Source organism: Pseudomonas sp. B6002, from assembly GCF_013385985.1.
In the GTDB taxonomy this organism is placed as follows: Bacteria; Pseudomonadota; Gammaproteobacteria; order Pseudomonadales; family Pseudomonadaceae; genus Aquipseudomonas.
In genome coordinates this window covers 77,912-104,520 of sequence record NZ_JACAOY010000008.1, presented here as the reverse complement: position 1 = coordinate 104,520, position 26,609 = coordinate 77,912, and the positions used below count along the sequence as shown (strand labels likewise).

The 26,609-nt window shown below is 61.2% G+C and carries 23 protein-coding genes, 6 tRNA genes and 1 pseudogene; 17 read left to right on the top strand and 13 right to left on the bottom strand.

Translation table 11 applies throughout. The annotated features are described in order from the left end of the window. The first annotated feature begins 63 nt into the window (after positions 1–63). Both HX792_RS12910 and HX792_RS12905 read left to right on the top strand, forming a co-directional pair. Positions 64–882, top strand: a complete 819-nt coding sequence (locus HX792_RS12910; RefSeq protein WP_176996472.1) for a DUF4892 domain-containing protein — start codon at positions 64–66, stop codon at positions 880–882. 72 nt (positions 883–954) lie between these two features. Continuing rightward, complete coding sequence (locus tag HX792_RS12905) at positions 955–2,016, top strand: AI-2E family transporter (RefSeq protein WP_176996471.1); 1,062 nt, start codon at positions 955–957, stop codon at positions 2,014–2,016. 91 nt (positions 2,017–2,107) lie between these two features. On the opposite strand, the gene HX792_RS12900 is transcribed toward HX792_RS12905, so the two are convergent. Both HX792_RS12900 and HX792_RS12895 read right to left on the bottom strand, forming a co-directional pair. Continuing rightward, on the bottom strand, positions 2,108–3,145 hold the full coding sequence (locus tag HX792_RS12900; RefSeq protein WP_176996470.1) for a HAMP domain-containing sensor histidine kinase: 1,038 nt from the start codon (positions 3,143–3,145) through the stop codon (positions 2,108–2,110). Beyond that, positions 3,145–3,909: a response regulator gene (locus HX792_RS12895; protein ID WP_176996469.1), complete on the bottom strand. Its 765-nt coding sequence runs from the start codon at positions 3,907–3,909 to the stop codon at positions 3,145–3,147. The genes HX792_RS12900 and HX792_RS12895 overlap by 1 nt, the downstream gene beginning before the upstream one ends. Positions 3,910–4,168: 259 nt before the next feature. On the opposite strand from HX792_RS12895, the gene pyrF reads away from it, so the two are divergent. After that, positions 4,169–4,867, top strand: a complete 699-nt coding sequence (gene pyrF, locus HX792_RS12890; protein WP_176996468.1) for an orotidine-5'-phosphate decarboxylase — start codon at positions 4,169–4,171, stop codon at positions 4,865–4,867. 106 nt (positions 4,868–4,973) lie between these two features. Here the strand turns inward: pyrF and HX792_RS12885 are convergent, their stop codons facing one another. Continuing rightward, entirely contained in the window at positions 4,974–5,981 is a 1,008-nt protein-coding gene (locus HX792_RS12885) for an NADP-dependent oxidoreductase (RefSeq protein ID WP_176996467.1), read from the bottom strand. A gap of 229 nt (positions 5,982–6,210) precedes the next feature. Between HX792_RS12885 and HX792_RS12880 the strand changes: the two genes are divergently transcribed. The 4 genes and pseudogenes from HX792_RS12880 to HX792_RS30605 all read left to right on the top strand — a co-directional run bounded on the left by HX792_RS12880 (position 6,211) and on the right by HX792_RS30605 (position 10,670). Then, positions 6,211–6,972 carry an SDR family oxidoreductase gene (locus tag HX792_RS12880; RefSeq protein ID WP_176996466.1) on the top strand — a complete coding sequence of 254 codons (762 nt, stop codon included), beginning with the start codon at positions 6,211–6,213 and terminating at the stop codon, positions 6,970–6,972. A gap of 203 nt (positions 6,973–7,175) precedes the next feature. Next, the gene (locus tag HX792_RS12875) at positions 7,176–8,588 is read left to right on the top strand and encodes a PLP-dependent aminotransferase family protein (protein WP_176996465.1); all 1,413 of its coding nucleotides are present in this window, start codon (positions 7,176–7,178) and stop codon (positions 8,586–8,588) included. A 114-nt stretch (positions 8,589–8,702) separates the two neighbouring features. After that, positions 8,703–9,809 (top strand): annotated as a pseudogene (locus HX792_RS30610) (HAMP domain-containing protein); the annotation flags it as partial. After that, entirely contained in the window at positions 9,789–10,670 is an 882-nt protein-coding gene (locus HX792_RS30605; RefSeq protein ID WP_371319352.1) for a methyl-accepting chemotaxis protein, read from the top strand. The pseudogene HX792_RS30610 and the gene HX792_RS30605, both read left to right, overlap by 21 nt. A gap of 39 nt (positions 10,671–10,709) precedes the next feature. On the opposite strand, the gene HX792_RS12865 is transcribed toward HX792_RS30605, so the two are convergent. Both HX792_RS12865 and HX792_RS12860 read right to left on the bottom strand, forming a co-directional pair. Further along, on the bottom strand, positions 10,710–11,522 hold the full coding sequence (locus HX792_RS12865) for an alpha/beta fold hydrolase (RefSeq protein ID WP_176996463.1): 813 nt from the start codon (positions 11,520–11,522) through the stop codon (positions 10,710–10,712). Positions 11,523–11,722: 200 nt separating this feature from the next. Next, positions 11,723–12,493, bottom strand: coding sequence for a hypothetical protein (locus HX792_RS12860; RefSeq protein ID WP_176996462.1), 771 nt, complete (start codon positions 12,491–12,493; stop codon positions 11,723–11,725). 358 nt (positions 12,494–12,851) lie between these two features. Here HX792_RS12860 and HX792_RS12855 point away from each other — a divergent pair. From HX792_RS12855 to HX792_RS12830, 6 genes are all read left to right on the top strand, one after another. Next, a tRNA-Glu gene (locus HX792_RS12855) sits at positions 12,852–12,927 on the top strand. Positions 12,928–12,931: 4 nt separating this feature from the next. Next, positions 12,932–13,007, top strand: a tRNA-Gly gene (locus HX792_RS12850). Positions 13,008–13,111: 104 nt separating this feature from the next. Then, positions 13,112–13,187: transfer RNA gene (locus HX792_RS12845), tRNA-Glu, on the top strand. Positions 13,188–13,191: 4 nt separating this feature from the next. Continuing rightward, positions 13,192–13,267: transfer RNA gene (locus tag HX792_RS12840), tRNA-Gly, on the top strand. A gap of 103 nt (positions 13,268–13,370) precedes the next feature. After that, a tRNA-Glu gene (locus HX792_RS12835) sits at positions 13,371–13,446 on the top strand. Between the two features lie 3 nt (positions 13,447–13,449). Further along, a tRNA-Gly gene (locus HX792_RS12830) sits at positions 13,450–13,525 on the top strand. Between the two features lie 84 nt (positions 13,526–13,609). Here the strand turns inward: HX792_RS12830 and HX792_RS12825 are convergent. Continuing rightward, positions 13,610–14,401 (bottom strand): response regulator transcription factor, encoded by a 792-nt coding sequence (locus tag HX792_RS12825; protein ID WP_176996461.1) that lies wholly within the window; start codon positions 14,399–14,401, stop codon positions 13,610–13,612. Positions 14,402–14,539: 138 nt separating this feature from the next. Between HX792_RS12825 and HX792_RS12820 the strand changes: the two genes are divergently transcribed. After that, a complete protein-coding gene (locus HX792_RS12820) occupies positions 14,540–15,643 on the top strand; it encodes an extracellular solute-binding protein (RefSeq protein ID WP_176996460.1) in 1,104 nt (367 codons plus the stop codon). A gap of 53 nt (positions 15,644–15,696) precedes the next feature. Further along, entirely contained in the window at positions 15,697–15,942 is a 246-nt protein-coding gene (locus HX792_RS12815) for a hypothetical protein (RefSeq protein ID WP_176996459.1), read from the top strand. 54 nt (positions 15,943–15,996) lie between these two features. On the opposite strand, the gene HX792_RS12810 is transcribed toward HX792_RS12815, so the two are convergent. The 6 genes from HX792_RS12810 to HX792_RS12785 all read right to left on the bottom strand — a co-directional run bounded on the left by HX792_RS12810 (position 15,997) and on the right by HX792_RS12785 (position 23,341). Continuing rightward, positions 15,997–17,736 (bottom strand): dipeptidase, encoded by a 1,740-nt coding sequence (locus HX792_RS12810; protein WP_176996458.1) that lies wholly within the window; start codon positions 17,734–17,736, stop codon positions 15,997–15,999. Between the two features lie 228 nt (positions 17,737–17,964). Further along, positions 17,965–19,182 (bottom strand): phospholipase D-like domain-containing protein, encoded by a 1,218-nt coding sequence (locus HX792_RS12805; protein WP_176996457.1) that lies wholly within the window; start codon positions 19,180–19,182, stop codon positions 17,965–17,967. Between the two features lie 51 nt (positions 19,183–19,233). Beyond that, positions 19,234–19,881, bottom strand: coding sequence for a MotA/TolQ/ExbB proton channel family protein (locus HX792_RS12800; protein WP_176996456.1), 648 nt, complete (start codon positions 19,879–19,881; stop codon positions 19,234–19,236). Positions 19,882–19,898: 17 nt separating this feature from the next. Then, positions 19,899–22,178, bottom strand: a complete 2,280-nt coding sequence (locus tag HX792_RS12795) for a TonB-dependent receptor (RefSeq protein ID WP_176996455.1) — start codon at positions 22,176–22,178, stop codon at positions 19,899–19,901. A 24-nt stretch (positions 22,179–22,202) separates the two neighbouring features. Beyond that, positions 22,203–22,931, bottom strand: a complete 729-nt coding sequence (locus HX792_RS12790; protein ID WP_176996454.1) for an energy transducer TonB — start codon at positions 22,929–22,931, stop codon at positions 22,203–22,205. A gap of 2 nt (positions 22,932–22,933) precedes the next feature. Next, positions 22,934–23,341 (bottom strand): biopolymer transporter ExbD, encoded by a 408-nt coding sequence (locus HX792_RS12785; protein WP_005786670.1) that lies wholly within the window; start codon positions 23,339–23,341, stop codon positions 22,934–22,936. Positions 23,342–23,531: 190 nt separating this feature from the next. Here HX792_RS12785 and HX792_RS12780 point away from each other — a divergent pair, with 190 nt between their 5' ends. Continuing rightward, positions 23,532–24,086, top strand: a complete 555-nt coding sequence (locus tag HX792_RS12780) for a GNAT family N-acetyltransferase (RefSeq protein ID WP_176996453.1) — start codon at positions 23,532–23,534, stop codon at positions 24,084–24,086. Then, positions 24,083–25,657, top strand: coding sequence for an alkaline phosphatase (locus HX792_RS12775; protein ID WP_176996452.1), 1,575 nt, complete (start codon positions 24,083–24,085; stop codon positions 25,655–25,657). The genes HX792_RS12780 and HX792_RS12775 overlap by 4 nt, the downstream gene beginning before the upstream one ends. Positions 25,658–25,881: 224 nt before the next feature. Here HX792_RS12775 and HX792_RS12770 read toward each other — a convergent pair whose 3' ends face one another. Then, complete coding sequence (locus tag HX792_RS12770; protein ID WP_176996451.1) at positions 25,882–26,523, bottom strand: alanyl-tRNA editing protein; 642 nt, start codon at positions 26,521–26,523, stop codon at positions 25,882–25,884. Between the last annotated feature and the right edge of the window lie 86 nt (positions 26,524–26,609).

Below are 26,609 nucleotides of genomic sequence, written 5' to 3'. Positions count from 1 at the left end.
GGAGTCAACCATGAACAATCTCAACACTGCTTCGACCTCCAGTGGCCCAGGCGCGTTGATCCGATGAGCGTGCGTAAAGGATGTTTCCGTATCCTGGGGCTGAGCCTGCTGAGCCCCTTGGTGTTCGCCGCCGACGTACCGGGTAGCCAAGACCTGCCCACCGTGGCCCGTCAGGTCGACGCGCAAATCGTCGACTACCGCCCCGCCGAAGAAAAAGAACGCATCTACCCCATGGGCGCGATCCGCAAGATCAGCGGCCAGCTGCGCTATGAAGGCCAGGCCACGGCGCGCGGGCAAACCACCGCCATTACCTACGAACTGCCGCCGGAGCACACCTCCAGCGCGGCGTTTACCGCAACCCGTGAAGCGTTGCAGGCCAAGGGCGCGCAACTGTTGTTCTGGTGCCAGGCCCGTGATTGTGGCGAAAGCAGCCTGTGGGCCAACGAGGTGTTCGGCAATGCCAAACTGGTGGGCGCCGACGGCCAACAGGAATACCTGCTGCTGCGCCTGGCCGCTCCCCAGGACAATTCCCTGGTGGCGCTGTATGGCATCACCCGGGGCAACCGCCGCGCCTACCTGCATGTGGAACAACTGGACGCCAGCGCGCCACTGGGCGACCTGCTGCCCACCTCGGCCACTTTGCTGCGTGAGTTGAAAAGCACCGGCGAGCTGGACTTCCCGACATTGGGCGTCGAGCCTGATGCCACCTGGCTTAACCTCATTTCCCGTGGCTTGAACCTCGACGCTACCTTGCGCGTAAGCCTGACCGGCCCTACGGCCGAGGCGTGGCGCCAGGGCTTGATCGACAGCGGCGTGCGCGCAGCCCGGCTGGAAACCGGCACCGATGTTGCCAAAGGCCTGCACCTGCATCTGATACGCTAGGCGTCACCAGGCGAACGGACCCGCGCCGTTCGCCTAAGCTCTCTTCTTACAGACCTCTTCCAGAGATACCCAATGCTCAATAACGATCGCCTGCTGGTGCAAATCCTGCTGTTGGTGCTGTTTGGTGCCAGCTTCTGGGTGATGGCGCCGTTCTGGTCGGCGCTGTTCTGGGGCGCGGTGCTGGCCTTCGCCAGTTGGCCGCTGATGCGCTTGCTCACCCGTTGGCTGGGGGGCCGTGAGTCCCTGGCGGCGGGCATCCTGACCTTGGGCTGGATGTTGCTGGTGGCGGTGCCACTGGTGTGGCTGGGCTTCAACTTGGCGGACCATGTGCGTGACGCCGTGGGCCTGATCAAGGACATCCAGGTCGATGGCCTGCCCGAAGCGCCCACCTGGCTCGGTTCGATCCCGTTTATCGGCGAGCGGCTGGTGGCGACCTGGGACAGCATCGACCAGCAGGGCGCGGCGCTGATGGTCAGCATCAAGCCTTATTTGGGGCAGGTGGGCAACTGGCTGCTGGCGCGCAGTGCGCAGATCGGCGGCGGCATCCTTGAGCTGACCCTGAGCCTGGTGTTCGTGTTTTTCTTCTACCGTGACGGGCCGCGCCTGGCGACCTTTGTGCATCGCCTGCTGGAACGCCTGATCGGCGAGCGTGCCGGTTACTACATCGAACTGGTGGCCGGCACTGTGCAACGGGTGGTCAACGGCGTCATCGGCACCGCCGCCGCACAGGCCTTGCTGGCGTTGATCGGTTTCTGGATCGCAGGCGTACCGGGCGCGTTGGTGCTGGGCATCGTGACCTTCCTGCTCAGCCTGATCCCCATGGGCCCGCCGCTGGTGTGGATCCCGGCAACGGCCTGGCTGGCGTGGAAGGGCGACTACACCTACGCAGTGTTCCTGGGTGTGTGGGGCACGTTTATCATCAGCGGCGTTGACAACGTGCTCAAGCCCTACCTGATCAGCCGGGGCGGCAACCTGCCGCTGGTGATCGTGCTGCTCGGGGTGTTTGGCGGGTTGATCGCCTTTGGTTTTATCGGCCTGTTTATCGGCCCGACCTTGCTCGCGGTAGCCTATAGCTTGTTGATGGACTGGAGTGCGACCCAGGCCCAGGGCCGCCGTGAGGATAAATCGATCTGACTGATCGATGGCGGCCTGTCAGGTGCATATTGGCAAATTGACAGACCGCCATCGCCGGCAAGCCAGCTCCTACAGGGGGCCGTGCCAGCGATTAGGTTCTTGGTAGCCACATGACGGCGGTCAAGCCGCCGCCTGGGGTGTCTTCCAGGCTCAGGTGGCCGCCGAGGCGTTCCACGGCTTCCTTGGAAATCGTCATGCCCAGGCCGACGCCACCGGAATTGCGGTTGCGCGAGCCTTCCAGCCGGAAAAACGGCTCGAACACCGCCTCGCGTTTGTCGGCGGCAATCCCCGGGCCGTGGTCGATCACGCGGATCACCAGCGCGCCCTTGCTGTCCGCCAGTTCCACGCGGGCGGTGCCGGCGTAGCGCAGGGCGTTGTCGATCAGGTTGTTGAGGCATGAACGCAGCGCCATGGGCTGCACCTGCAAGGGCGCGCAGGTGCCCGAAAATTGCACGTCACAGCCCTGGTCCTGGGCGTTTTCACTGAGGGACTCCACCAGCGCCTGCACGTCGAGCCAGTGCCGGGTTTCGCTGGTGCGTTGTTCGTGCAGGTAGCTCAGGGTGGCGTCGAGCATGCCGATCATGTCGTCCAGGTCCTGGCGCATCTGGCCTTGCAGCTTGGTGTCCTCGATCTGTTCAAGGCGCAGCTTGAGGCGTGACAGCGGGGTGCGCAGATCATGGGAGACCGCCCCGAGCATGCGCGCCCGCTGGCTGACTTGTTCACGAATGCGCTTTTGCATCAGGTTGAAGGTGGATGCGGCTTGCCGTGCTTCCCGAGGTCCGGACTCGTTGAGGGGCGGGCTGTCGAGGTCGACGCTCAAGCGCTCGGCTGCCGCGCTGAGGCGCTGGATCGGCCGGCTCAACAACTTGGCGCCATACCAGGCCGCAATGATTAACGAGATGAACTGGAAGGTCAGCGGCACCACAGGGCCGCCAAACCATGGGCGAGGATGTTTCTTATGGATGGGCGTGAATGTGCCGTCCGCCTGCTGTACGAAGGTCTCACCCAGCGGTGGTGGTGGCGGGCCGTAGTGGTGAAACCAGAAGATCGCCAGCACGTGTGCCAACACGATGGCCACCAGCAATACGCCGAACAGCCTGCCGAACAGCGTATTGAAGGCGTTGCGCATCAGCCGATATCCCGCGCGTCGAACAGGTAGCCTTCGCCACGTACGGTTTTGATCAACTGCGGTGCCTTGGGATCGTCGCCCAGCTTTTGGCGCAGGCGCGAGACCAGCAAGTCGATGCTGCGATCAAACGCTTCGATGGAGCGGCCACGGGCGGCGTCCAGCAATTGTTCGCGGCTCAGTACGCGGCGCGGGCGCTCGATGAACACCCACAGCAAGCGAAACTCGGCGTTGGACAGCGGCACGACCAGGCCGTCGTCGGCCACCAGCTGGCGTAGCACGCTGTTGAGGCGCCAGTTGTCGAAGCGGATATTGGCGCGCTGCTCGGTGCGGTCATCGCGTACCCGGCGCAGGATGGTCTGGATACGTGCCACCAGTTCGCGCGGCTCAAAAGGCTTGGACATATAGTCGTCGGCACCCAGCTCCAGGCCGATGATGCGGTCGGTGGGTTCGCAGCGTGCGGTGAGCATCAGGATCGGGATGTCCGATTCGGCGCGCAGCCAGCGGCACAAGGACAGGCCATCTTCGCCCGGCAGCATCAGGTCGAGCACCACCACGTCGAAGGTTTCGGCCTGCATGGCTTGGCGCATGGCGGCGCCATCGGTCACGCCGACGGCAAGAATGTTGAAGCGTGCCAGGTAATCGATCAGCAGTTCGCGGATCGGCACATCGTCATCGACGATCAGGGCGCGGGTGTTCCAGCGCTTTTCGTCGGCGATCACAGCGCCTTTTTGCTCGTCGTTCACAGAGACTGAAGAAGTATGCATAGTGCGATCATCTGCCTGGTTGTTGCTGTCAGCATAGGCGCCCAGCCCCATGGCTGGAAGTGCTGGACGGTCGGTCGTGGGGGCGAGGCTAGCCGGGGGGCGTGTTGAGGGCATGTCGTGAATGTATCTGGCTCGATACAATTGGCGAAAATGGCCGCCTCAACGCGGTCTGTCAGTATTTACCGATCATCGGATCCCGCAACGGCGCCGCTTGCGCTACAATCCGCGCCGATTTCGACTTGCCTGAGAGCCCATTCCAATGTCCGTCTGCCAGACTCCTATCATCGTCGCCCTGGATTACCCCACTCGTGACGCCGCACTGAAGCTGGCTGACCAGTTGGACCCCACGCTTTGCCGGGTCAAGGTCGGCAAGGAACTGTTCACCAGTTGCGCCGCCGAAATCGTCGGCACCCTGCGTGACAAAGGCTTCGAGGTATTCCTCGACCTGAAATTCCACGATATTCCCAACACCACCGCCATGGCGGTCAAGGCCGCCGCCGAAATGGGCGTGTGGATGGTCAACGTGCACTGCTCCGGTGGCCTGCGCATGATGAGCGCGTGCCGCGAAGTGCTGGAACAGCGCAGTGGCCCTAAACCGCTGCTGATCGGTGTGACCGTGCTGACCAGTATGGAGCGCGAAGACCTGGCCGGTATCGGCCTGGACATCGAGCCGCAGGAACAGGTACTGCGCCTGGCGGCCCTGGCACAGAAAGCCGGCCTTGATGGCCTGGTGTGCTCGGCGCTGGAAGCCCAGGCCCTGAAGACGGCTCACCCATCGTTGCAACTGGTGACCCCGGGGATTCGTCCTGCAGGCAGCGCCCAGGATGACCAACGCCGCATCCTGACCCCGCGCCAGGCGCTGGACGCCGGTTCCGATTACCTGGTGATCGGCCGCCCGATCAGCCAGGCCGCCGACCCTGCCAAGGCACTGGCTGCAGTCGTCGCCGAAATCGCCTGAGCGAAACATCCCCTGTAGGAGCCGGCTTGCCGGCGATAGCGCCCTCAGCCTTGCATCAGGTTCAAGGCCGCCATCGCCGGCAAGCCGGCTCCTACAAAGGGGTGTTTCAGTTGACCTTGAGCACCAGCTTCCCGAAGTTCTCGCCGTTGAACAGCTTCATCAGCGTCTCCGGAAACGTTTCCAGCCCCTCCACGATATCTTCCTTGCTCTTGAGCTTGCCCTGGGCCATCCAGCCGGCCATCTCCTTACCGGCAGCGGCAAAGTTCGCCGCGTGGTCCATCACCACAAACCCTTCCATGCGCGCGCGATTGACCAGCAATGACAAATAGTTGGCCGGGCCTTTCACCGCCTCTTTATTGTTGTACTGGCTGATCGCGCCGCAGATCACCACGCGAGCCTTCAATGCCAGGCGGCTGAGGACTGCGTCGAGAATATCGCCGCCAACGTTATCGAAATACACGTCCACGCCCTTGGGGCATTCGCGCTTGAGGGCGGCGGGCACGTCTTCGCTTTTGTAATCTATCGCGGCGTCGAAGCCCAATTCATCCACCAGGAACTTGCACTTGTCGGCGCCCCCGGCAATGCCCACCACGCGGCAACCCTTGAGCTTGGCGATCTGCCCGGCAATGCTGCCCACCGCGCCAGCTGCGCCGGAGATCACCACGGTTTCGCCCGCCTTCGGAGCGCCAGTGTCCAGCAGGGCGAAGTAGGCGGTCATGCCAGTCATGCCCAGGGCGGACAAGTAGCGCGGCAGTGGGGCGAGTTTCGGGTCGACCTTATAGAAGCCGCGTGGCTCGCCGAGGAAATAATCCTGCACGCCCAAGGCGCCGTTGACGTAGTCCCCCACTGCAAACTTCGGGGTGTTCGAGGCAATTACTTTTCCCACGCCCAGTGCACGCATCACCTCGCCGATACCCACCGGAGGGATGTAGGACTTGCCCTCATTCATCCAGCCGCGCATGGCCGGGTCCAGGGACAGGTATTCGTTGCGCACCAGCACCTGCCCATCGCCGGGTGTGCCCACCGGCACTTCCTGGTAGGTGAAGGTGTCCCGCGTGGCCGCGCCGACCGGGCGTTTGGCGAGCAGGAACTGGCGATTGGTCTGGGCAGTCATGGCAAGGACTCTGTTGGAAGTGAACCCAGAGTGATAGACCCTCAACCGCCTGAGGGCAAGCTCGCCCAGGGGAGCGAATGCTCGGCGATAGGCATTGATGATAGTGCGCCGGGCAGCTTTATCACTGCGGCTCATACAGCGCCAACCGGCCTTCTGATAGTGCTGACGCGCCCAGCCTGCGGTTGGCTAGACTCCAGCGACGGTTATTTCTTGCATAGGACATCCCCCCATGAGCATGACGTTTTCCGGCCACGTGGCCCTGGTGACTGGCGCGGCAGCCGGTATTGGACGTGCCACGGCGCTGGCTTTTGCTGCTGAAGGCTTGAAGGTCGTGGTGGCCGACCTGGACGTGGCGGGCGGCGAGGGCACTGTCGCGCTGATCCAGCAGGCCGGGGGCGAGGCGCTGTTCGTACGCTGCAACGTCACCCTGGAGGCGGACGTGCAGCAATTGATGGCACAGACGATCTCAGCCTATGGTCGCCTGGACTATGCGTTCAACAACGCGGGAATCGAGATCGAGAAGGGCAAGCTCGCCGAAGGCAGCATGGACGAGTTCGACGCCATCATGGGGGTGAACGTCAAGGGCGTCTGGCTGTGCATGAAGCACCAGTTGCCATTGCTGCTGGCCCAAGGCGGCGGTGCGATCGTCAACACCGCGTCGGTGGCCGGTTTGGGCGCGGCACCGAAGATGAGCATTTACGCGGCGTCCAAGCACGCAGTGATCGGCCTGACCAAGTCGGCCGCCATCGAGTACGCGAAAAAGAAAATCCGCGTGAATGCGGTGTGCCCGGCCGTCATTGATACCGACATGTTCCGCCGTGCCTATGAGGCCGACCCGCGCAAGGCTGAGTTCGCGGCGGCCATGCACCCGGTGGGGCGCATTGGCAAAGTCGAGGAGATCGCCAGTGCGGTGCTTTACCTGTGCAGTGATGGCGCCGCGTTCACCACTGGCCAGGCGCTGGCGGTAGACGGTGGCGCGACGGCGATCTAGGACTGCACGCCCTACGTCATTCGAAATAGTTTTGGGTGGTGTGGGGCGTTTCCCAAGCTGGCTATAAGCCGTGAGCGAATATGTGTCATTAAGTAAATAAGTCAATAGAATCAATAATTTAGTAAAGGTTGGTAACGAGCCAGGCCAGGCTTCTGTGCTTAACTCATGCGGGTTGAATAACAGACAGTTGAAGTGGGTGGCTCATGGATTTAGGAATCGATCGGCAGGCTCCTGTACCGGTGGTGCAGCAGATTGTCAGCGCGGTGGCGCAATGGATTCGCACGAGTGGGGCAGCCCCGGGTACACGTCTGCCGTCTGTGCGGCAATTGGCGCTCGATAACCTGGTCAGCCAGTCCAATGTGATCGAGGCGTTCGAGCGCATGGTGGCCCAAGGGCTGCTCTCGCCCCGGCACGGGTCTGGTTTTATGGTGGCCCCGCCAGCGGTTGTTCACGAAGGCCATTGGTATGAAGGCGCCGAGCAGGCCTGGGGGGGCTTTACCGACAGCCCGCTGGGCGAACTGAAGCTAGGCAATGGCTGGCTGCCGGATGCCTGGCGTGAAAGCGACGACATCAGTTACGCAATACGCGAGGTCAGCCGTACCGACACCGCAGGCCTGTTCAACTACAGCTCGCCGCTGGGCTTGCCGGCACTGCGTGAACAACTGCTCAAACGGCTGAACCACCTGCAGGTTGCCACCCGCCTGGAGTGCATTGTCACCACCCACGGTGCCAGCCATGCCCAGGACCTGTTGATACGCACCTTGCTCAAGGCCGGCGACACGGTGGTGGTCGAGACCCCGGGGTACGGCAACCTCTTTCGTCAGTTGGCGTTTCAAGGCGTCACACTGCTGGAAGTGCCGCGCACCCGTGGGGGGCCGGATATCCCGACGCTTGAAGCGCTGCTTCGAGACCATCGGCCCAAGTGCCTGTTCATCCATAGCCTGTATCACAACCCGACCGGCACCAGCCTGTGCCGCGAGGTCGCCGAACGTTTGCTGCAACTGGCCCGCAGTGAAGACTTTCTGATCATCGAAGAAGACATCTATGGCGACTTGCAGCACGCCAGTTGCGTGCGCTTGTCGGCGCTGCCCCATGATGGCCGGGTGATCTACGTCTCGAGCTTTTCCAAAACCCTGAGCAGCGCATTGCGCGTGGGTTACCTCAGTGCCAGCGCAGCGATTGTTGCCCGCTTGGTCACCCTCAAGACGCTGACCGGTATTGGCACGTCGCGGTTTGCCGAGGCGGTGGTGGCCGTCTTGCTGGCCAATGGCACGTATCGCAAATGGGTACAGCGCTTGCGCAAACGGCTGGCTGTGCACATGGCTGCTACGTTGCAAGTGTTGGAAGACGAGGAGTGGAAGGTGTTCGCCGTGCCTGCAGGCGGCATGTTCCTGTGGGCAAAGCCAGGCGCCGTGGCGCCGGCACGGGTGCAGGCGCAGGCGCGGCGGCTCGGCGTGCTGTTGACTCCCGGGGCGTTGTTCAGCCCGAACGGAGAGCCGAGTGACTGGCTGCGCATCAACGTGGCCTATGCTGATGATCAGCGAGCGCTGGCGTTGTTCCGCGTCATGGGGCCTGCCAGATCGACCTCGACCATTCTGAAAACGACGGGCGTGTAGCTTTTTGCCATTATTCCGGCGCCAGCGTCTTGAGTCGGTGCTCCGTGGTTGCGAATCTCGCCATTGGTAAATCGGGCTTGATGGCATCTGCCATTGCAAGAGGACTCAAGTGCAATGATTTCGGCCGTGCAACGACGTTTCGCCAACCTCGGGATGGCAAAAAAACTGGGCTTGGGCTTCACCCTGGTGCTGCTGCTGACCGCGTTGGTGGCGGCGATTGGCGTGTGGTCGCTGCAGACCGTCGGCCAGCGTTTCGAAGGGCTCAAGGCGATGTCTTCGCTCAACAGCGGCTTGCTCAAAGTGCGCCTGATCGAGCAGGACTACGCGCTGCATGCCGATCCGAAAGCCGTTGATGCCCTGCACGAGAGCGTCGACGCCCTGGCCGCACTGGCGGCCAGTCTCAAGGCCCAGTCCGTCGCCAATGTGCCGGTGATGGCCGACGTCGAGCAGGCGCTGGCCGCCTATCGCAAGGCGTTTGATGAGTTCGTCGAGTTGACCCAGACCAAGGACCTGGCTCTGGAAATGGCCAGTTGGTCGGTGTCCAGCGTGGCCAATAACCTTGATGTGTTGCAAGCCGGTCTGGCCGACGACGGTGCCTATGGGCTCAAGGAAAGCCAGGGCAAGGAGGGCGCCGAGTTTATCGAGCAGGCCGGGCAGGTCAGTCAGGTATCGCGGCTTATGCTGCAGGCTATGAACGAAGCACGGGTGCGCCTGGACCAAAGCCGCAAGGCCGATGCGGACGAAGCCGAACAAGGCAAGATCGAGCAGGCCGACCAGGCCCTGGCTCAAGTCGAACAACTGAAAACCTCGGTCAAGGATGCCGGCTACCAGACGGTGCTCAATGAAGTGTCCGGGCATATCGCCTCGTTCAGCGAAAAGCTTGGTGAGTACACCGGGTTGTTGGCCCAGGAAAAAGTCGTCTACAAGCAATTGCATGATCGCGCCGACCAAGTGGTCAGCCGGGTGAACCAGGCCTATGACGCTGAAGATCAGTCGATGCAGGCGCAATTGAAGAAAAGCGCGATGCTGATCATCGGCTCGTCGGCGCTGGCGCTGTTGGTGGGGTTGATTGCGGCGTGGGTGATTACCCGCTTGATCGTTGCACCACTGCGCAGTGTGATCGCGGTGGCCCAGCAAATTGCCTCCGGCGATTTGAGTGGGCGGATGGAGGTCAGCCGTCGAGATGAAATCGGCCAATTGATGCAGGCGATGCAGCAGATGGGCAATGGGCTGAGCCACATGGTCAGCGGCTTGCAGGCCGGGATCGAGCAACTGGCGGCGTCGGCCCACTCACTGTCCAGTGTCACTGAACAGACCAATGTCGAGGTCAGCAGCCAGAAGGAAGAAACCGAGCAGGTGGCCACGGCAATGAACCAGATGACCGCCACCGTGCACGACGTGGCGCGCAATGCCGAAGAGGCGGCCCAGGCCGCGCAGACCGCCGACGATAAGGTTGATAGCGGCCAGCAAGTGGTGCGCCAGAGCTTGCAGCGTATCGAATTGCTTGCCACCTCCAGCACCAGCGCAAGCGCGAGCATCGAAAGCCTGAGTGCGGAAATCCAGAATATCGGCACCGTGTTGAGTGTGATCAAAAGCGTCGCCGAGCAGACCAACCTGCTGGCGCTCAACGCCGCCATCGAGGCAGCACGGGCAGGGGAGCAGGGCCGTGGTTTTGCGGTGGTCGCCGATGAAGTGCGGGCGCTGGCCAAACGTACCCAGCAGTCGACCGAGGAAATCGAGCGGCTGGTCAGCACCTTGCGCAGTGCGGCGCAGTCGTCGGTGCAACAGATCCAGCAAAGTGGCGAGCTGGTGAAATTGGCGGTCAGTGATGCATTGGAAACCGAGAGCGCCTTGGGCAGCATCGCCGCTGCCGTGTCATTGATTCAGCAGATGAACCAGCAGATTGCTGCGGCGGCCGAAGAGCAAAGTTCGGTGGCTGAAGAGATCAATCGCAGTGTCACCAGCATCCGCGCCAGTGCCGACCAATCGGCGTTGAGCATGCAGGGCAATGCCGCGTCGAGCATCCAGTTGGCGCAACTGGGTACTGAACTTCAGGGGATGGTGGGGCACTTCCGCCTTTGATCGCACCGTGCAGGTGGCGATCAAAGGGCAGCAGGGCGATCAGGCGTTGTTGGCGAGGAAGGTCAGCAGCGCTTCGTTGACGAAATCCGGATTCTCCCGGGCCGAGATGTGCCCGGCTTCAGGAATCAGGATCAGGCTGCAGCCGATCAGCTCGGCCATTTCCGTGGACTCCGCAGTGGGGCGAGGCTTGTCTTGCTCGCCGCACATCACCAGGGTGGTGTCGGCGTCCAGGCGTGGCAGTTGGTCCAGGATGTCTGCACGGCTGAAGATCAGCCGGCCCAGCGGCACGATGCTGTCCAGCAGGCGTTCCCGCGTGAAGGCTTGCAGTTCGGCGCGAAAGCCCTGGTACAGCGCTGACTCACGGTCAATGCCTGGGCGGAAGAAGATCGGTGCCACCACATCCAGCAACGGCTCGGGAATGGCGCCGGCGTCTTCGATCATCTTGAACAGCGAGAAATAATACTGGCGCGTGGCCTCGGGCTCGGCACCGAGATAGGTGTCCATCAGCACCAGGCTGTTGATGCGCTCGGGGGCGAGCAATGCCAGGCGTGCACCCCACATGCCGCCGACCGACAGGCCCACCAGGTTGATCTGTGCAATGTCCAATTGATCCAGCAAGGCCAGGGCCTGGCGGGCGAGGCCGTCCAGGGATTGGGTCGCCGCCGGCAGCGGCCCTGACTCGCCGTGGCCCCACAGCTCGGGGACAATCACACGGTACTGTTGCGACAGGGCTTCGATTTGCGGGGCCCACATGTCGCGGTCCCACAGGTAACTCGAGCCCAGCAGGACGACCGGGCCGGTGCCCTGGTCGACATAATGCAGCGGTTGTCCATCAATCACGGCGACGGGCATAGCGAGCCTCTAACTTCACGGAGTGAGGGGCACTTTTTTACGCTACTCGGGGGCGGGGGGATAGATGCAAAGTGATGGCATTTCGTGGCGATGTGCTGCCCATGCCAACTGTAGTGAGCGGGCTTGCCCCGCGCGGCGCCAAACCTGACACACTGCAGTGCCTGACACTCCGCGGCGCGGGGCGAGCCCGCTCACTACAATCAGTCGTAGATGACTTTCTTTTTCCAGTCGGCGTCGGCGTCGACCACTTTCAGGCCTTCGGTCAATTCGTTGACCTCATCTTCAGCCGGCTTGCTGTTGGTCAGCACGGTGGAGTTGGCGCGGGCCAGTTGTTTCTCCAGCAATTGCAGCTGGGCGCTGTAGACCACCGGTTCGGGCTGCTTGCGCAAATACTGTACGCCACGCTCGAACGCCAGGCGCGCCTGGCCCGGCTGGCCTTGTTGCAGGGCATGCTGGCCGAGGTTGTTGAAGAACTCGATGTGCAGCAGCACCAGGATATGGCGGATTTCCTTGATCCAGTGCTTGGCCTCGTTGGCCGGCAGGAAACCGTCCTGGGCGGCGCGGGTGACCTGGCCGTGCAGGGCTTCAAGCAGGAAACGCACGTCCTTGGCCTTGGCTTCGGTCTGGATCGGCGCAGGCGGGTTGGCCACCGGGATTGACTCGCCCTGGGCGATCAACGCGCTCAGCTCGGTGATGCGCGCCTTGAGGGGGGCACTGGTCTTGTTGAGGTTCAACAGGCGCTGGTTGACGTTCAGCTCCAGGCGGGTCAGCAACAGCTTGAGCGCCGGGCTCATCAACTGGCCAGGAAAGGTCTCGGTGATTTCTCCGCAACGACGCAGCCGATCATTGAGTTCGATCTCGGTGCGTTTCTTTTCCAGTTTGTTGTTTTCCACCACGTGGTTCATGTAGCCAATGGCGATCAGTATTACGATCCCGGCTATTACCAGCAGGGTGATCATGAGTGGTGTCACCGGTGTGACCTCTTAATAGGGTTTGCAGTGGAGTGTAGTGACTGAGCCATCTGGCGGATAGGACTGATCGACCAGTTGCCCAGGTAGTTTCTTCTATATAGGTAAGCGTTCCCTGCATAGATGCACATTGCCATCATTTGCTGGGGTGGACTATAGCGTCTTGTCGGGCGCCAGAATATAGGCGTCAAAGCCTGGACGGGCAGAATGTGCGCAAAGGCCCGGAAAGCGGGGCGAAGTCATTGATTTTAATAAATTTATCCTTGGGGGTTGACGACCTTTCAATCCATCCATAGAATGCGCGCCACTTAACGCGGAAAGCACACAGCGAAACGCGGTTAAGCAGTGAAGTTGTACGTGTGTCCCCTTCGTCTAGTGGCCTAGGACACCGCCCTTTCACGGCGGTAACAGGGGTTCGAGTCCCCTAGGGGACGCCAATATGCGGGAATAGCTCAGTTGGTAGAGCACGACCTTGCCAAGGTCGGGGTCGCGAGTTCGAGTCTCGTTTCCCGCTCCAAATTTAAGCAGTGTTGCCCTCGGGTGGCACTGAGTGAAACCAGGGCGTAACCTTCGGGTTTAATCTCTGGACACTGAAATACACACCATGTGTTTCAGTTGTGTGTCCCCTTCGTCTAGTGGCCTAGGACACCGCCCTTTCACGGCGGTAACAGGGGTTCGAGTCCCCTAGGGGACGCCATTTTGCGGGAATAGCTCAGTTGGTAGAGCACGACCTTGCCAAGGTCGGGGTCGCGAGTTCGAGTCTCGTTTCCCGCTCCAATTTAAGCAGTGTGGCCTTCGGGCGGCACTGAGTGAAACCAGGGCATAACCTTCGGGTTTAATCTCTGGGCACTGGAACACACACCCTGTGTTTCAGTAGCGTGTCCCCTTCGTCTAGTGGCCTAGGACACCGCCCTTTCACGGCGGTAACAGGGGTTCGAGTCCCCTAGGGGACGCCATTTGCGGGAATAGCTCAGTTGGTAGAGCACGACCTTGCCAAGGTCGGGGTCGCGAGTTCGAGTCTCGTTTCCCGCTCCATATTCAACAAAAACGCCGATCAGTGATGATCGGCGTTTTTGTTTGCGCGCGTTTTATTGTTTCGGCGGCCCTGGGCCGCCGAACTCAATTCAATACATGGGTTTCCTGCTTGGGCATGAAGAATCGGGCAAACAACTCGGACTGCGACTTGATGTTCAGCTTGTTGTAGATATTGCGCCGATGAACCTTGATGGTTTCCGCCGACAGCGACAACTTGCCAGCAATCTCTTTGTTGGAGAAACCACTCAACAGCAACTTGAGCACATCCTTCTCGCGGGCGGTGACCTGCGTGCCCAACTGCACAATCGTTTCCGACCACGCCGGTGGTTCGCTGAGATTTTTTTCCACTTCGCTTTCAAAGCTCATGCGCTGATGCATCAAGGCCGTGACCCACGGCTTGATGATGTCCAGGATCGTGATCTGTTCCTGAGTGAAGCGCACGTTGCTGCCCAGCGAAATGCACAGCGTCCGGTCGGCGTCGAGCTGCACGTTGTACTGCGCTTCATCGACAGTGATGTATTGCGCGAAATACTGGTGGTAGTACTCGGTGGTCAGGAAGTGTTCCGGCGCGATGTCCAGCAGGTGAAAAAAGCCGGTCTGCGGGTTTTCCCGGTTGGCGATATAAAACGGGTCCAGCAGGTACAGCCCTTTTATATAGCGATGAATAAAGGCGTCGATTTCTTCGGAATCCACCACTTCCGGCAGGCAGATGACTTGCACTTGCTGGTCGCTGAACACCACGACCACCCAGTTGTCGATCTGCACATATTCATTCAGTACACGAATCAGCGAGCTCCAGAAGGCTGGGCGATTCAACTGCATGATCAGCTTCCCCGCTGATCGATGCCAGGCCAGGTTATGAAGGTCGAGCGACATTTTCTACCCCTTTAGGGTTAGGGATTTTCAGGTCAAAGGTAAGTATTTGTAGGTATTTACTATTCAACGATGCCCGGTATATTCACCAGCGAGCGAATGAAGGCCATGAGGGCCTACCGTTTTGACAAGGATAGTCATATGAGTAAATCACATTTGCGAGCCATTTTTTTGGCCTCGCTCCTTGCTGTTGGCACCAGTACAGCGACACAGGCAGCAGCGCCTGGTGTGTACCTGTACAACTGGTTCGGCCTGCTCGCTCCGGAAACCCCAAAGCAGTTCGAGCAGAAGACCGGTTCGCGGCTGCACATGGACCCGTTCGACAGTGCCGAGATCATGCAAAGCAAAGTCATGGCCGGGCGCACCGGGTATGACGTCGTCGTCGCCACCTCCAACACCTTGCCAGGCCTGATCAAGGCCGGCGTCCTCCAGCCGCTGGACCGCAAGCAGCTGAGCAATTACTCCCACATCGACCCCGACATGCTCAAGCTGCTCGAGGCCAACGACCCTGGCAACCTTTACGCCGTGCCGTACCTGTGGGGCACCACCGGCATCGGTTATGACGTCGACAAGGTCAAGGCTGCGCTGGGCGAAAACGCGCCGGTGAACAGCTGGGACTTGATTTTCAAGGAAGAAAACATCAGCAAGCTCAAGTCGTGTGGCGTGGCCATGCTCGACTCGCCGAGCGAGATCATTTCGATCGCCCTGCATTACTTGGGGTTACCCAGCAATAGCCAGAACCCCGAGGACTACCAAAAGGCCCAGGCGCTGCTGCTGAAAATCCGCCCTTACATCGTCTACTTCGACTCATCGCGAATCGATGCCGACCTGGCGGACGGCAACATTTGCGCCGTCGTCGGCTGGGCCAACAGTGCACTGGCGGCGCAAGCCCTCAACGAGAAGAACAACACCGGCCGCACCATTGCCTACAGCCTGCCTCACGAGGGCGCGCTGGTCTGGTCGGAGAACTTCGTACTGCTCAAGGATGCCCCGCACGCCAAGCAAGGCATGGCTTTCATCAACTACATGCTTGAGCCGCAGGTAATTGCCAAGAGCTCGAACCACACGCTGTACCCCAACGCCAACAAGGACGCCACCGAGTTCGTCGAGCAGAAGCTGCGTGACAACCCGTGGATCTACCCAGACAAAACGACCATCGCCGAGCTCGTTCCATTGGAGCCTTTACCCTTGAAGTTGGAACGCATCCGCACCCGTGTCTGGACCAAGGTAAAAAGCGGCACCTGATCTGCGTTTCACATGCTGTGCCGGCTTCAAGACATTCCAGGGAGGGAAGAATCATGCGCCGAGGCGATTGCCCACGCGGCTTGGAGCCGGACGACTACAAAGCGTACAAGGAAATAGAAGAACAGATTGGCCACTGCACACCTGAGCAGGCCTGGGCCATGTATTTCGTCTCAACCGGGATGGTGCGCGAGTACATCACGCTGGCGGTGATGGAGCATATTGGCAGGGGCAACAAGGCCTTGTTGTTCGAGTTCCCCGAGCTGGCGCTGGTGGAGCGGGGCGGTCTTGCACCGAACTGATCCTTCCAACAAAAAGCCCGCCATCATGGCGGGCTTTTTGTTTTCATCGCGTAATCAGAGCTTCGGCAACTGCCCGACACGCCCCATCATCTCGGTGACAATCTGCAGGTCCAGCAGGAACTGGTCGACGGTCTTGAACTCGCTGTCGGTGTGCCCGGTGTACTTTACTTCCGGCCGTGCCAGGCCGAATTGCACGCCGTTGGGCAGCTCATGCACGGAGGTCGCGCCGGCCGAGGTGCCAAACTCGTGCTTCATGCCCAGGTTCTCGCTGGCCACTGCCAGCAAAGCCTTCACCCACTCGCCTTCCGGGTTGCGGTACATCGGTTCGGCAACGGAGTAAGTGAAGCCCACTGCCACCTTTGTTTTCTTGTCCCAGGCACTGAGTTTGTCGGCAATCTCGGCCTTGAGTTTTTCCGGCGATTTGCCTTTAGGCACACGCAGGTTGACCGCCAACTTGAAGGCTTTGTCATCCTGGCCGACAAACGTCAGCGAAGTGGTCAGCGGCCCCATGAAGGCATCGGAGAAACCCACCCCCAGTTTATTACCCAGGTAGTCCAGGCCCCAGTTGTCGGCGGCATAGCGCGCCGCATCGGTGATGTGGTTGTGCTTGAGCGCCACCTTGCCCTCGAGGCTGTGGATCAGGCCCAGCATCCGGGCGACGGGGTTGATACCGGCTTCCGGTTCCGAGGAGTGCGCCGAGACACCCGTGACTGTCAGCTTGACCTCTTTGCCGACCACTTTGGCGTCGACCTGGAAGTTAGCGCCATTGCGCTTGGCATACTCGGTGCCGGCTTTTTGCAGGCTGGCAGCCAACTCGGCCGGCTTGTCGCTGAGCAGGGTCGCCACCGACGCCGAGGGAATCTGGTTGGTGGCCATGCCGCCGGTCATCGAAATGATTTCTGCGCCTTTGCCTTCTCCTTTGCGCACCGGGAAGGTGGCCATGACCGTGCCGTAGCCTTTTTCGGCGATGACCACCGGGTAGCCGCCGTCCAGCGCCAGGTTGTACTGCGGCGTCGGGTTGTGTTCGAAGTAGTAGGGGATCGCGTCGCCGTTGGTTTCTTCGGTGGTGTCCACCAGCAGTTTGAACGTGCGCGCCAGCGGCAGCTTTTCTTCCTTGATCACCTTCATGGCGTACATCGCCACCACGATGCCGTTCTTGTCATCCTCGGTGCCACGGCCATACATGCGGTCGCCGATCAGCGTGACCTTGAACGGGTCGAGCTTGGTGCCGTCTTTGAGCACCCAGTTTTCCGGCGTCACCGGTACCACGTCGGCGTGGGCGTGGATGCCCACCACTTCATCGCCGCTGCCTTCCAGGGAAATTTCATACACGCGGTTGTCGATGTTGCGGAAGTTCAGGTTGAAGGCCTTTGCCAGTTCCTGGATCTTGGCGGCGATCTTGAGGAATTCCGGGTTTTTGTACTGCGGCACGCCTTCAATGTTGAACGTCGGGATTTCCACCAGCTCGCGCAGGGTTTCGGTGGCGGCCTTGCCGTACTTCACCCGCGTGTAGATGCCCAGCAGGCGGTTGATTTCGTTCTGCTGGTCGGTGTTCAGCGTCTGGTTGCCAAGGAACCCATTGATTGCCGGGCCCACGTCGCTGGTTTTTCCCAAGTCGCCCTTGGCCAGGGCGCCGAGGAAACCACGGAAATCGCTGACCGATGTTTCGTTGAACTGCTGCAGAATCTGCGCGCTTTGCTCTGGGGTAATGTTGGCAAAGGCCGCGTTGGACAGGGTCGACAGGCTGGCCGCGAGCAGGGTAGCCGCCACCAGTTTCTTGAGTGGAAAGTGCATGGAGAGATGCATTCCTTTGCAGGTAGTGAGTGGGAAATTTCTGATCAATCTGTCAGAAACATTTCCACACACTACCACCTCTTTTTTCCACGAGCGAGCGCCTGCCCACGGACCTGTAGGAGCCGGCTTACCGGCGATGGCCTTTAACGATGATGCGCACTGCCTGGCTAATTGTGGTGCCTGGGCTATTTTCGCTGGCAAGCCAGCTCCTACAGGGGGAGGGCTGGGTCAAGGCTGGCCGGGGTGGGGCTCGGGGTAGTCTTCGGTCAGGTTCAAGGCGCTGGCGTAGGGCCCATCCCACAATTGCTCATGCAATTCGCCGATACGCTTGGCCATCGCCTCGCTACGCATCACCACTTCGAGGTTGCGTGAATTATCCAGATATCCGCCCAACCAGTTGCTGGTACCCACCCACGCCACTTGCCCGTCGATCTCCATCGTCTTGCTGTGGATCACCCGTGCATACGGAATAAAGCCTTGCTTGGCTTCGGGCAAGGTGACGATTTTGACCTGCACGTTGGGCAGCACGGCCAGGCTTTTGAGGTAGGGCAGTTCCAGCTTGTCGGTGTTCCAGTTGGACACCATCAGCTTGATCGACACCCCCCGCGCCGCCGCTGCACGCACGGCATTATCGATCACCGCGTAGTAGGGACGTGTCCGGTCGGGTCCGTAGGATAGCGGTGCATAGTCGAGCAATTGCACGCGCACCTCTTTTTTCGCCTCGCCCAGCAAGCGTGGCAGTTCCAGCTGTGAGTCACCCACTCCCGGAGGGTTGTAGCGTTGCGGGCTGGCGACCAGGTAGTTGCCGGTGCGTGCTGGTTCTGCGCCTTTCGCTGGCAGTGGCACGGGCTTGTGCTCTGTCAGGGCAGCCTGGGCGTTCCAGTCCTGATTGAAGATCGCCTGTACCTGGCCGACCACGCTGACGTCGCTGATGCGCAGGCCGGTTTCGTGGATGTGTTCCAGTGAGCGCCAGTCGAAATTCTGGCTGCCGATAAACGCCTGCTTGCCATCCACCACCATGTACTTGGCGTGGATGATGCCGCCGCTCAGTTGCCCATAAGGCAGTACGCGAAAGGTCAGGTTGGGGATCGCGCGCAAGCGTTCCAGGGTGGAGGCTTCCGACAGCTTGATGCCTTTTTCTTCCAGCAAAAAGCGAATCTTCACACCGCGTTTGCCTGCGGCTTCCAGGTGTTCGATCACCTTGTCCATCACCGAACCCGAGTGATCGGCCGCGTAGAACTGGCCAATGTCGATGGAGGTTTTTGCGCCGTCGAACAGCTCGATCCACACCGGTCCCGGTTGACGTAAATCAGCGGTACCCAGCGCGGTGTCCACGGGCACGGTGTGCACCAGTTCAAAACCCGCAATTGAAAAGTCCGCCTGGGCAAGCGGACTGAGGAGCAAACCGGCAAGGCCTGCGATACGCAATTTCAAGGGAATGGGCATAGGGATCTCTTCGTAAAAAATGGCGGGCGCATTGCGCGCCCGCCCGAATCATTACGCGGTGCGGCTGTGCAGCGGGGTCGGTACCAGGTGCGGGACTTCACCCTGCACACGGGCGCCGGTGGCTGCGCGGATCAGCAGGATTTTCAGCTGGTCGTTGATGCGCTCCAGGCTGTCCTGGAAGAAGTTGTGGAACACCACGCAGAACAGCGCGATGGCGATCCCCAGGCCGGTGGCGAACAAGGCCGTACCGATACCACCGGAGATCTGGCCCGGGTCGGACACGCCGGCACTGGCCAGTGCCTTGAAGGTGTCGATGATGCCCAGGATGGTCCCCAGCAAGCCCAGCAGCGGGGCGGCGGTGGTGATGGTCTCGATGATCCACAGGCTGCGGGCCAGCGGCGCGCGGGTGGTCAGGTACTGGGTTTCGATCACGTCATCCAGGTCTTTGCGCGAGCCGTGGGTGGCTTTTTGCGCCAGCACCGGGAGCACCATGGTCAACGGCAGGCTGTCGCGACGGGTGAGGCTTTCCGGCAAGTCGCGTTCGCTGTGCACGTTGGCGCCCAGCACCTCGGTCAAGGCGCGTGCCTGGCGGCGCACATAGGCGAAGAAGATCCCGCGCTCGATGGTGATAAAGATCGCGATGGCCATCGCGGCATACATCACATAAAACGTGATGTCGTGGAGCACATTCATGTCCATGTTCACTTACCTCGCAGTTAGAAATTGGCTTCCAGGGAAACCGTCACGGTGCGTTCCAGGCCCACGATGTACGCCGGGTCGCCGTCGCGGAAACCGCCGTAGGTGGCCGAGTTGGTCTTGGTGGTGTACACGCCGTCCAGGTACTTCTTGTCGAACAGGTTGTCGACGTTCAGGCGCAGGGTCGCGTCCTTGACCACCTTCTTGTCCACCGGCAGGTAGATACCGGCGCCGGCGTTGAAAACGGTGCGCCCGGAGATCGCCTCGTCGTTGGTCAGGTCGCCGTAGAGCTTGCTGGTGTACTTGCCGCCGAAGGTGCCGTAGAAGCGCCCGTCGTCGTAGCCGATGTTGGCGGCCAGCATGTTTTTCGGCACGTTGGCGAACTGCTTGCCGCTGGTGGGCAAAAGGATGGCCTTGCCGGCGTTGTAGACGGTCAGGTCATCTTGTTGCTCGGCCTTGGTGTAGGTGTAGGAGGTGTAGTAGTTGAAGTGGTTGGGCAGCAGGCCGCTCCATTCCAGCTCCAGGCCGCTGTTGTTGACCGAGCCGGCGTTGATGTCGGCGAAGTCGCCGTTGATGTCTTTGGACGACACCTGGCGATCCTTGAACTGCATGTAGAACAAGGTCGCGGCCACGGTCATGTCTTCATCGGTGTAGCGCCAGCCCAGCTCGTGGTTCCAGCTGGTTTCCGGCTTGGCGTCGATGGAGCCGGCACCTTTGTCGTACAGCACGTAGTTCTGCGGGATACGCATGTTGCGCGACAGGCTGTAGAACAACTGGTCACGCTCATCCAGCTGGTACTTGAGGCCGACGTTGGGCAGCAGCTTGTTGTAGGTCTGGTTACGCTTCTCGGCCTGCTCGGTGAGGCTGCCGTGGTTGGTGCCGTCACGCTCGACGTTCATGTAGGCGAGGCCCGCCACCAGGGTCCAGTCCGGGTTGATGTACCAGGTGTCCTGGGCCCAGACTTTTTGCGCCGGGGTGACGGTGAAGCGGTCGCGACCCTGCACGGTGTTGCCGTTGGCATCGACCACGGCGTTGCCGTCTGGCCAGGTGTCGGTTGGCTTGCCGTTGCTCTTGAGGGCAATGAACGGTTGGGTCTGGCTTTGGCGCGCACGCTCATACCAGTAGCCGAATTGCAGGCTGTGTTCTTCCAGGTCCCAGTTCAGCTTGGTGGTGATGCCCGGGCGCCAGGTCTGGGTGCGGGAAGGGCGGTAGTACACGCCGGTGGTTGAGGAACCGTCGGCGTTGTACTGCGCCGCGGTCGGCAGGTTGCTCAAGTCGAACACGCCGCCCGCGTTGGAGCCGCGGTTCAGCGCGTAGCTGTTCGAGCCCACGCCGCTGCCGTTGCCCCAGTAGTAATATGGGATCACCGACAACGCCAGGTTGTCAGCCAGTTTGAATTGGGTATTGAGCACCCCCGTGAAGGTCTGGAACGGGTTCTGCGCCAGGGCGTAGTAGCTGTTGACCTTGCCGTTGCTGCCCACGGTCGGCGTGGCAGGGTACGGATCGTACTTGCGGCCGTTCTGCTGGAACTGGCCCTTGGTGAGCTGGCTGTAGCTGTTGTTGTCCTGCTCGTGGTACTTGAGGATCAGGTTGGCGGTGTTGCCGTTGCCGGCGTCGAAGAAGCTGTTCCACTCCACCTTGTCCGCCCGCACGGCGCCCGAGCCGCGCCACATGTCACCTTCTGTATGAGACACCGACAGCCAGTTGCTCAGGCCGTTGATCTCGCCGCTGTTGAGGCGGGCGAAGGTCTTGCGGGTGGCGTTGCTGCCCATGACCTGTTTGACGAACGCGCCGGTTTCCTTGGTCGGGCGAATGGTCACGATGCCGATGTTGCCGCCGCTGGAGCCGATGTGCGGGCCGTCAGCTTCTGCCGAGCCTTGGGTGACGAAGATCTGCTCGATGTTTTCCGGGTCGCCCAGCAGGTTGGAGTACAGCGCGTAGTTGCCGGAGTCGTTGATCGGCATGCCGTCCACCGACATCCCCACCTGGTCGGAGTTGAGCCCGCGCATGGTGAAGCGGAAGCCCGACAGGCCGGTGTTGTCTTCGCTGGAGATGTTCAGGCCCGGGGTGTACTTGAGCTTGTCGATCGCGTTACCGGTGGCGGTCTGCTTATCCAGCGCTTCCTTGGTCACGGTGGAGCGGCCCTTGATGCTTTCTTCCTGCACCATGTAGCCGCCACCTGCCGTGGCCTTGCCCTGAACCCCAATAGTCCCGACGTCGCTGTCGCTGGTGTCGGCCATGACCATTCCATGGCCCATGCTTGCGGCAACGAGTGCCAGATGAATCCGTGTGAACCTCATCACTGTCGTCCTGGTGTCGGGTGCTTATTGCACGCTGTAGTTGAAGGTGGCGGTGAAGCGCTGCTCATTGCGCCCCCCGAAGGCTTGCTCGGGGAACGGCTTGACTTGCTTGATACGACGCAAGCTGTTGGTGGCGGCCCGGTTGAGCAACATGCTCGAGGCCTGGGTTTGCAAGCCGGAGTCCAGAACGCGACCCTGGCGGTCCACCAGCAGCCAGATCACCACTTCGCCGCTGGGGCGTTCGAGGGAGGCCTGGCGGCCGGTGGGGTACTGCTTGTAGGTGTCTAACTCGTTGCGCAGCCCCTTGAGGTAACCGCCTTCCAGCGCCTGGCCGTCGACCTTCGGCGGCGCCGGCGGTGCGGGTGTCGGCGCGGCCTGGGCCACGGCGGCGGGGGCCGGTTTGGCGGCCACTGGAGGCGGCGTCGGTGTTGGGGTTGGCTTGGCGACCACGGGCTTGGGCACAGGTTTTGGCTTGGGCTCAGGCTTGGGTTTTGGCTGCGGCTTGGGCGGTGGTGGCGGCGGGGCCGGCTCGGCCTCTTCGTCCTCGATCACTGGCGGGGGCGGCTCTTGTTCCACCACCGGTTCCGGGATCACTTCCGGCTCGGGCTCGACCAACGCCAGCTCGACCGCCGACTCGTCGTACTTGGGTTCGACCTTCAAGGTCTGGGACTGGATACCCAGTGCAATCAGCACCAGGGCGATCAGGGCCGGGACACTGCCCAGCAGCTGACGCGCACGAAACAGGACGTACATGATCAGGACTTACGCGTGGCAATGGACACGGAGGTGAAGCCACCCAGGCGCAGGGTGTCCATCACTTCCACCAGGCGCGACACTTCCACGCCCTTGTCACTATTGACGATGATCGTCGACTTGGTATCGGGCTTCTCGGCGGCCTTCAACGCCGGTACCAGGGCATCGACTGTGAGGTCCTTGCCGTCGAGTTGCAGTTGGCCTTCCAGGCCCAACGTCAGGATGAATTTGTTCTGTGGTTTGAGCTGCTGCGAACTGCTCGCGCTGGGCAGTTGCGTCTTCATGCCGAGGGCCGGAATCACGTTCAAGCTCACGAGTACGAAAAACACCAGGAGGAACATCATCACGTCGATCATCGGGATCAATTCGATGTGTGCCTTGCGCTTCTTGGGTTCATCCCAGGTTCTCATTCCGCTACCCCGTCGTTGAATTAGGGGCGACACGCTAACAACCAAAAATGACCGATTGGTTAACTTTAATTGACGTTTTGAGGGCTCTAGGACGCGTCTTACAGGCAATTTACCTTGCAGTTTTATGACGTAATGCAATTGACACACAGGGGCTACATTCTTGAAGAATTTATCTCGAGAGCCCCCCTGTATGCCGACCGCACTGCCTCATTTGGCGACACCGCGACTACTATTGCGGGCGCTGGAAATGACCCAGGCCGAGACCCTTTCCACCCTCGCCAACGGGCCGAAAATCGCCGACAACACGGCGAACATTCCGTCGCCCTACACGCTGGAAACGGCGCAGGAGTTTATTGGTGCGATGGACGATAAATTTCGTGCAGGCGACCTGCTCAGCCTCGGCATGCACCTGCGGGAAAGTGGCGAATTGATCGGCATCGTCAGCTTGCGTCTGAATGCGCGGCATCACTATGGCCACCTTGGGGGTTGGGTCGCGGCGAGCTGTCGAAACCGGGGCTATGCCGCTGAAGCGGCGAGTGCGGTCACCGGTTACGGGTTCACGCAGCTCGGGCTGCATCGGGTGGGCAGCCAGTGCTTTGGTCGCAACAAGGAATCGGCACGGGTGATGGAAAAAATCGGCCTGCGCTATGAGGGCTGCATGCGCGGGGCGTTTCTCAAGAACGGCGTGTATGAAGACTTGCTCGGTTTCGCCGCGTTGCGTGAGGACTGGGAGGCCCGCACATGAACGGCGAGGTGGACCATGGCCGTCGGCGGATTCTCACGGGGCTGGCGGTTGCCTCGGCTTTTTCGATCCTTAGCCCGTTTGCACGCAGTGCCGGGGTCGACTATCCGTTCACCCTGGGCGTGGCTTCCGGCGATCCACTGCCTGATGGCTTCGTGATCTGGACGCGCCTGGCACCGTTGTTCAATGCCGATGATGGGCGAGGCGGGTTGCGCCGCCCGGTGCCGGTGCGTTGGCGAGTGGCCAGCGATGCGGCCATGACGCGCATTGTGAAGCAGGGCGAAGCCACGGCGACGGAACGCTTTGCCCATTCGGTGCATGTGGAAGTGGCGGGGCTGGAGGCGGGGAGGCCGTACTGGTACCAATTCGAAGGCCTGGGCGCGCAGAGCCCGGTAGGCCGTGCGTGTACTACGCCGCCTATGCAGGCGATGGTGTCGGCGCGGTTAGGGTTTGTGTCGTGCTCGCACTGGGAACGCGGTTACTTCAGTGCCTACCGTCACCTGGCTGCCGAGCAGCCGGACTTGGTGTTTTTCCTCGGTGACTATATCTACGACAGCTCCTATGCCGCCGACTCGGGCAAAGTTTTCCGCGCCCATGGCAGCGGCAATGCGGTGAGCCTGAGTGACTATCGCAACCGCTATGCCCTGTACAAAACCGATCCGGACCTGCAGGCCCTGCACGCCGCTGCGCCGAGTGTGGCGACGTGGGACGATCACGAAGTACAGAACGACTACGCCAACCGCTGGTCCCAGGACCCGAAGACTCCGGTGGCGCAATTCCTCAAGCAGCGGGCCGCCGCCTACCAGGCCTTCTACGAACATATGCCACTGCGCGCCAGCAGCCTGCCGAAGGGCCCGGATATGCGTATTTACCGACGCCTGGACTACGGCCGATTGGCGCGATTCCACGTGTTGGATGGTCGCCAGTACCGCTCCGAACAACCGTGCATTTTGGCCAATGGCAGCCACCAGGGGCACATCGCCGACAACAGCTGCACCGACCTGCGCGACCCTCGCCGCACGATGCTCGGCTGGGAGCAGGAGGCTTGGCTGGACCGAGGTTTTGCCGAGTCCCCTGCGCAGTGGAACGTGATCGCACAGGACCTGCTCGTTGCACCGTTGACCCAGCGCGACCTGACCAACCACAAGCCGGGGCGCTGGACGGACGGGTGGGACGGCTACATGGCCAATCGTGAGCGAATGCTGGCCTCCATCCAGCGGCACGACCTGAAGAATCCGGTGTTCTGGGGCGGCGATATTCATTCGTTCTGGGTCACGGACCTGCACGCAGACGCCAATGATTTGGACTCGCCGGTGGTGGCTACCGAGTTCGTCGGTTCATCGGTGACCTCCGACGGCCCGCCCTATGAGCCGTACAAAGCCATTCTGCCGCTCAACCCCCATGTGAAGTTTTTCGACAGTCGCCAGCGGGGGTATGTCTCGGTGGAGTTGCAGGAACAGTGCATGCTCACCCACCTGCGCGCGATCAGCGACCCGCGCGATCCCTTGGCCACGCTCTCCACCCTCCAATCCTTCGTGGTCGAACCCGGCCGCCCCGGCGCCACGATACTGTAGGAGCCGGCTCGCCGGCGATGAGGCCCTGAGACCACCACTGGATTCAAGGCCACCATCGCCCTGTAGGAGCCGGCTTGCCGGCGATGAGGCCCGAGAGTCCAACGCAGGATTCAAGGCCACCATCGCCCTGTAGGAGCCGGCTTGCCGGCGATGAGGCCCGTGAGTCCAACGCAGGATTCAAGGCCGCCATCGCCGGCAAGCCGGCTCCTACAGGATTGGGGCGATCAAACGGCAGTGTTGTCGTTGATGCTGTAACGCACCGACAGCGCGCCCTTTTTCTCGGACAGGGCCAGGATGGTCACTTGGCCCAGTTCGCTCAGCGCCTGCACATGGGTGCCGCCACAGGCATAGGCGGGCAATTCGCCGAAACCGACTTCGCGGGTGCCGTCTTCCAGGGCCATGTGGCGTGGGTAATCCGCGGCGATCCATTGATCCACCTGGCGCTGAAGGGCCTCGGCGTCCATGGCCTGTGCCGCCTCCCCACGGATGAAGGTGATCTTGCCTTCGCCAGGCCAGTGGTGCGCCTTGATCGGCATCCAGCCCAGGCGTTCACCGGCATTGCCAATCAAATGCCCGGCTGAATGCAGGCGCGTGTGCAGGGCGCGACGTTGTGCATCGACCCGCGCCGTGATCGGGCCGGGCTGTACAGGTTGATCCACGTAATGCACCACGCGATCGGCTTCCTGAGTGACGCGCAGCACCTGGCTGTCGCCGAGCCAGCCGGTGTCGAACGGTTGCCCGCCACCCTGGGGGTGAAAGATCGTCGACTGCAGGGTGACCGCAAACTGATCCTCATGGGGCGCGCAACTTAGCACCTCCAGTTCGGCGGTCAGGTGGTCGTGGGTAAAAAACAGGCGCTCGGTCATCGTTTACATCCGCATCAGGGTTCTGCGGGCAGTATAAATAGTGCGTAGATGGGTGATAATCCGTTCAATTATCAATGGACCTGTGC

Coding starts and splice junctions, on each gene's coding strand:
- HX792_RS12815 (WP_176996459.1), top strand. CDS start 15,697: ATGCGCCGAGGCGATTGCCCACGCGGCTTGGAGCCGGACGACTACAAA.
- HX792_RS12785 (WP_005786670.1), bottom strand. CDS start 23,341: ATGAGAACCTGGGATGAACCCAAGAAGCGCAAGGCACACATCGAATTG.
- HX792_RS12865 (WP_176996463.1), bottom strand. CDS start 11,522: ATGCCCGTCGCCGTGATTGATGGACAACCGCTGCATTATGTCGACCAG.
- HX792_RS12910 (WP_176996472.1), top strand. CDS start 64: ATGAGCGTGCGTAAAGGATGTTTCCGTATCCTGGGGCTGAGCCTGCTG.
- HX792_RS12770 (WP_176996451.1), bottom strand. CDS start 26,523: ATGACCGAGCGCCTGTTTTTTACCCACGACCACCTGACCGCCGAACTG.
- pyrF (WP_176996468.1), top strand. CDS start 4,169: ATGTCCGTCTGCCAGACTCCTATCATCGTCGCCCTGGATTACCCCACT.
- HX792_RS12880 (WP_176996466.1), top strand. CDS start 6,211: ATGAGCATGACGTTTTCCGGCCACGTGGCCCTGGTGACTGGCGCGGCA.
- HX792_RS12800 (WP_176996456.1), bottom strand. CDS start 19,881: ATGGACATGAATGTGCTCCACGACATCACGTTTTATGTGATGTATGCC.
- HX792_RS12780 (WP_176996453.1), top strand. CDS start 23,532: ATGCCGACCGCACTGCCTCATTTGGCGACACCGCGACTACTATTGCGG.
- HX792_RS12820 (WP_176996460.1), top strand. CDS start 14,540: ATGAGTAAATCACATTTGCGAGCCATTTTTTTGGCCTCGCTCCTTGCT.
- HX792_RS12790 (WP_176996454.1), bottom strand. CDS start 22,931: ATGTACGTCCTGTTTCGTGCGCGTCAGCTGCTGGGCAGTGTCCCGGCC.
- HX792_RS12900 (WP_176996470.1), bottom strand. CDS start 3,145: ATGCGCAACGCCTTCAATACGCTGTTCGGCAGGCTGTTCGGCGTATTG.
- HX792_RS30605 (WP_371319352.1), top strand. CDS start 9,789: ATGCAGGCGATGCAGCAGATGGGCAATGGGCTGAGCCACATGGTCAGC.
- HX792_RS12895 (WP_176996469.1), bottom strand. CDS start 3,909: ATGCATACTTCTTCAGTCTCTGTGAACGACGAGCAAAAAGGCGCTGTG.
- HX792_RS12805 (WP_176996457.1), bottom strand. CDS start 19,182: ATGCCCATTCCCTTGAAATTGCGTATCGCAGGCCTTGCCGGTTTGCTC.
- HX792_RS12905 (WP_176996471.1), top strand. CDS start 955: ATGCTCAATAACGATCGCCTGCTGGTGCAAATCCTGCTGTTGGTGCTG.
- HX792_RS12885 (WP_176996467.1), bottom strand. CDS start 5,981: ATGACTGCCCAGACCAATCGCCAGTTCCTGCTCGCCAAACGCCCGGTC.
- HX792_RS12795 (WP_176996455.1), bottom strand. CDS start 22,178: ATGAGGTTCACACGGATTCATCTGGCACTCGTTGCCGCAAGCATGGGC.
- HX792_RS12825 (WP_176996461.1), bottom strand. CDS start 14,401: ATGTCGCTCGACCTTCATAACCTGGCCTGGCATCGATCAGCGGGGAAG.
- HX792_RS12810 (WP_176996458.1), bottom strand. CDS start 17,736: ATGCACTTTCCACTCAAGAAACTGGTGGCGGCTACCCTGCTCGCGGCC.
- HX792_RS12875 (WP_176996465.1), top strand. CDS start 7,176: ATGGATTTAGGAATCGATCGGCAGGCTCCTGTACCGGTGGTGCAGCAG.
- HX792_RS12775 (WP_176996452.1), top strand. CDS start 24,083: ATGAACGGCGAGGTGGACCATGGCCGTCGGCGGATTCTCACGGGGCTG.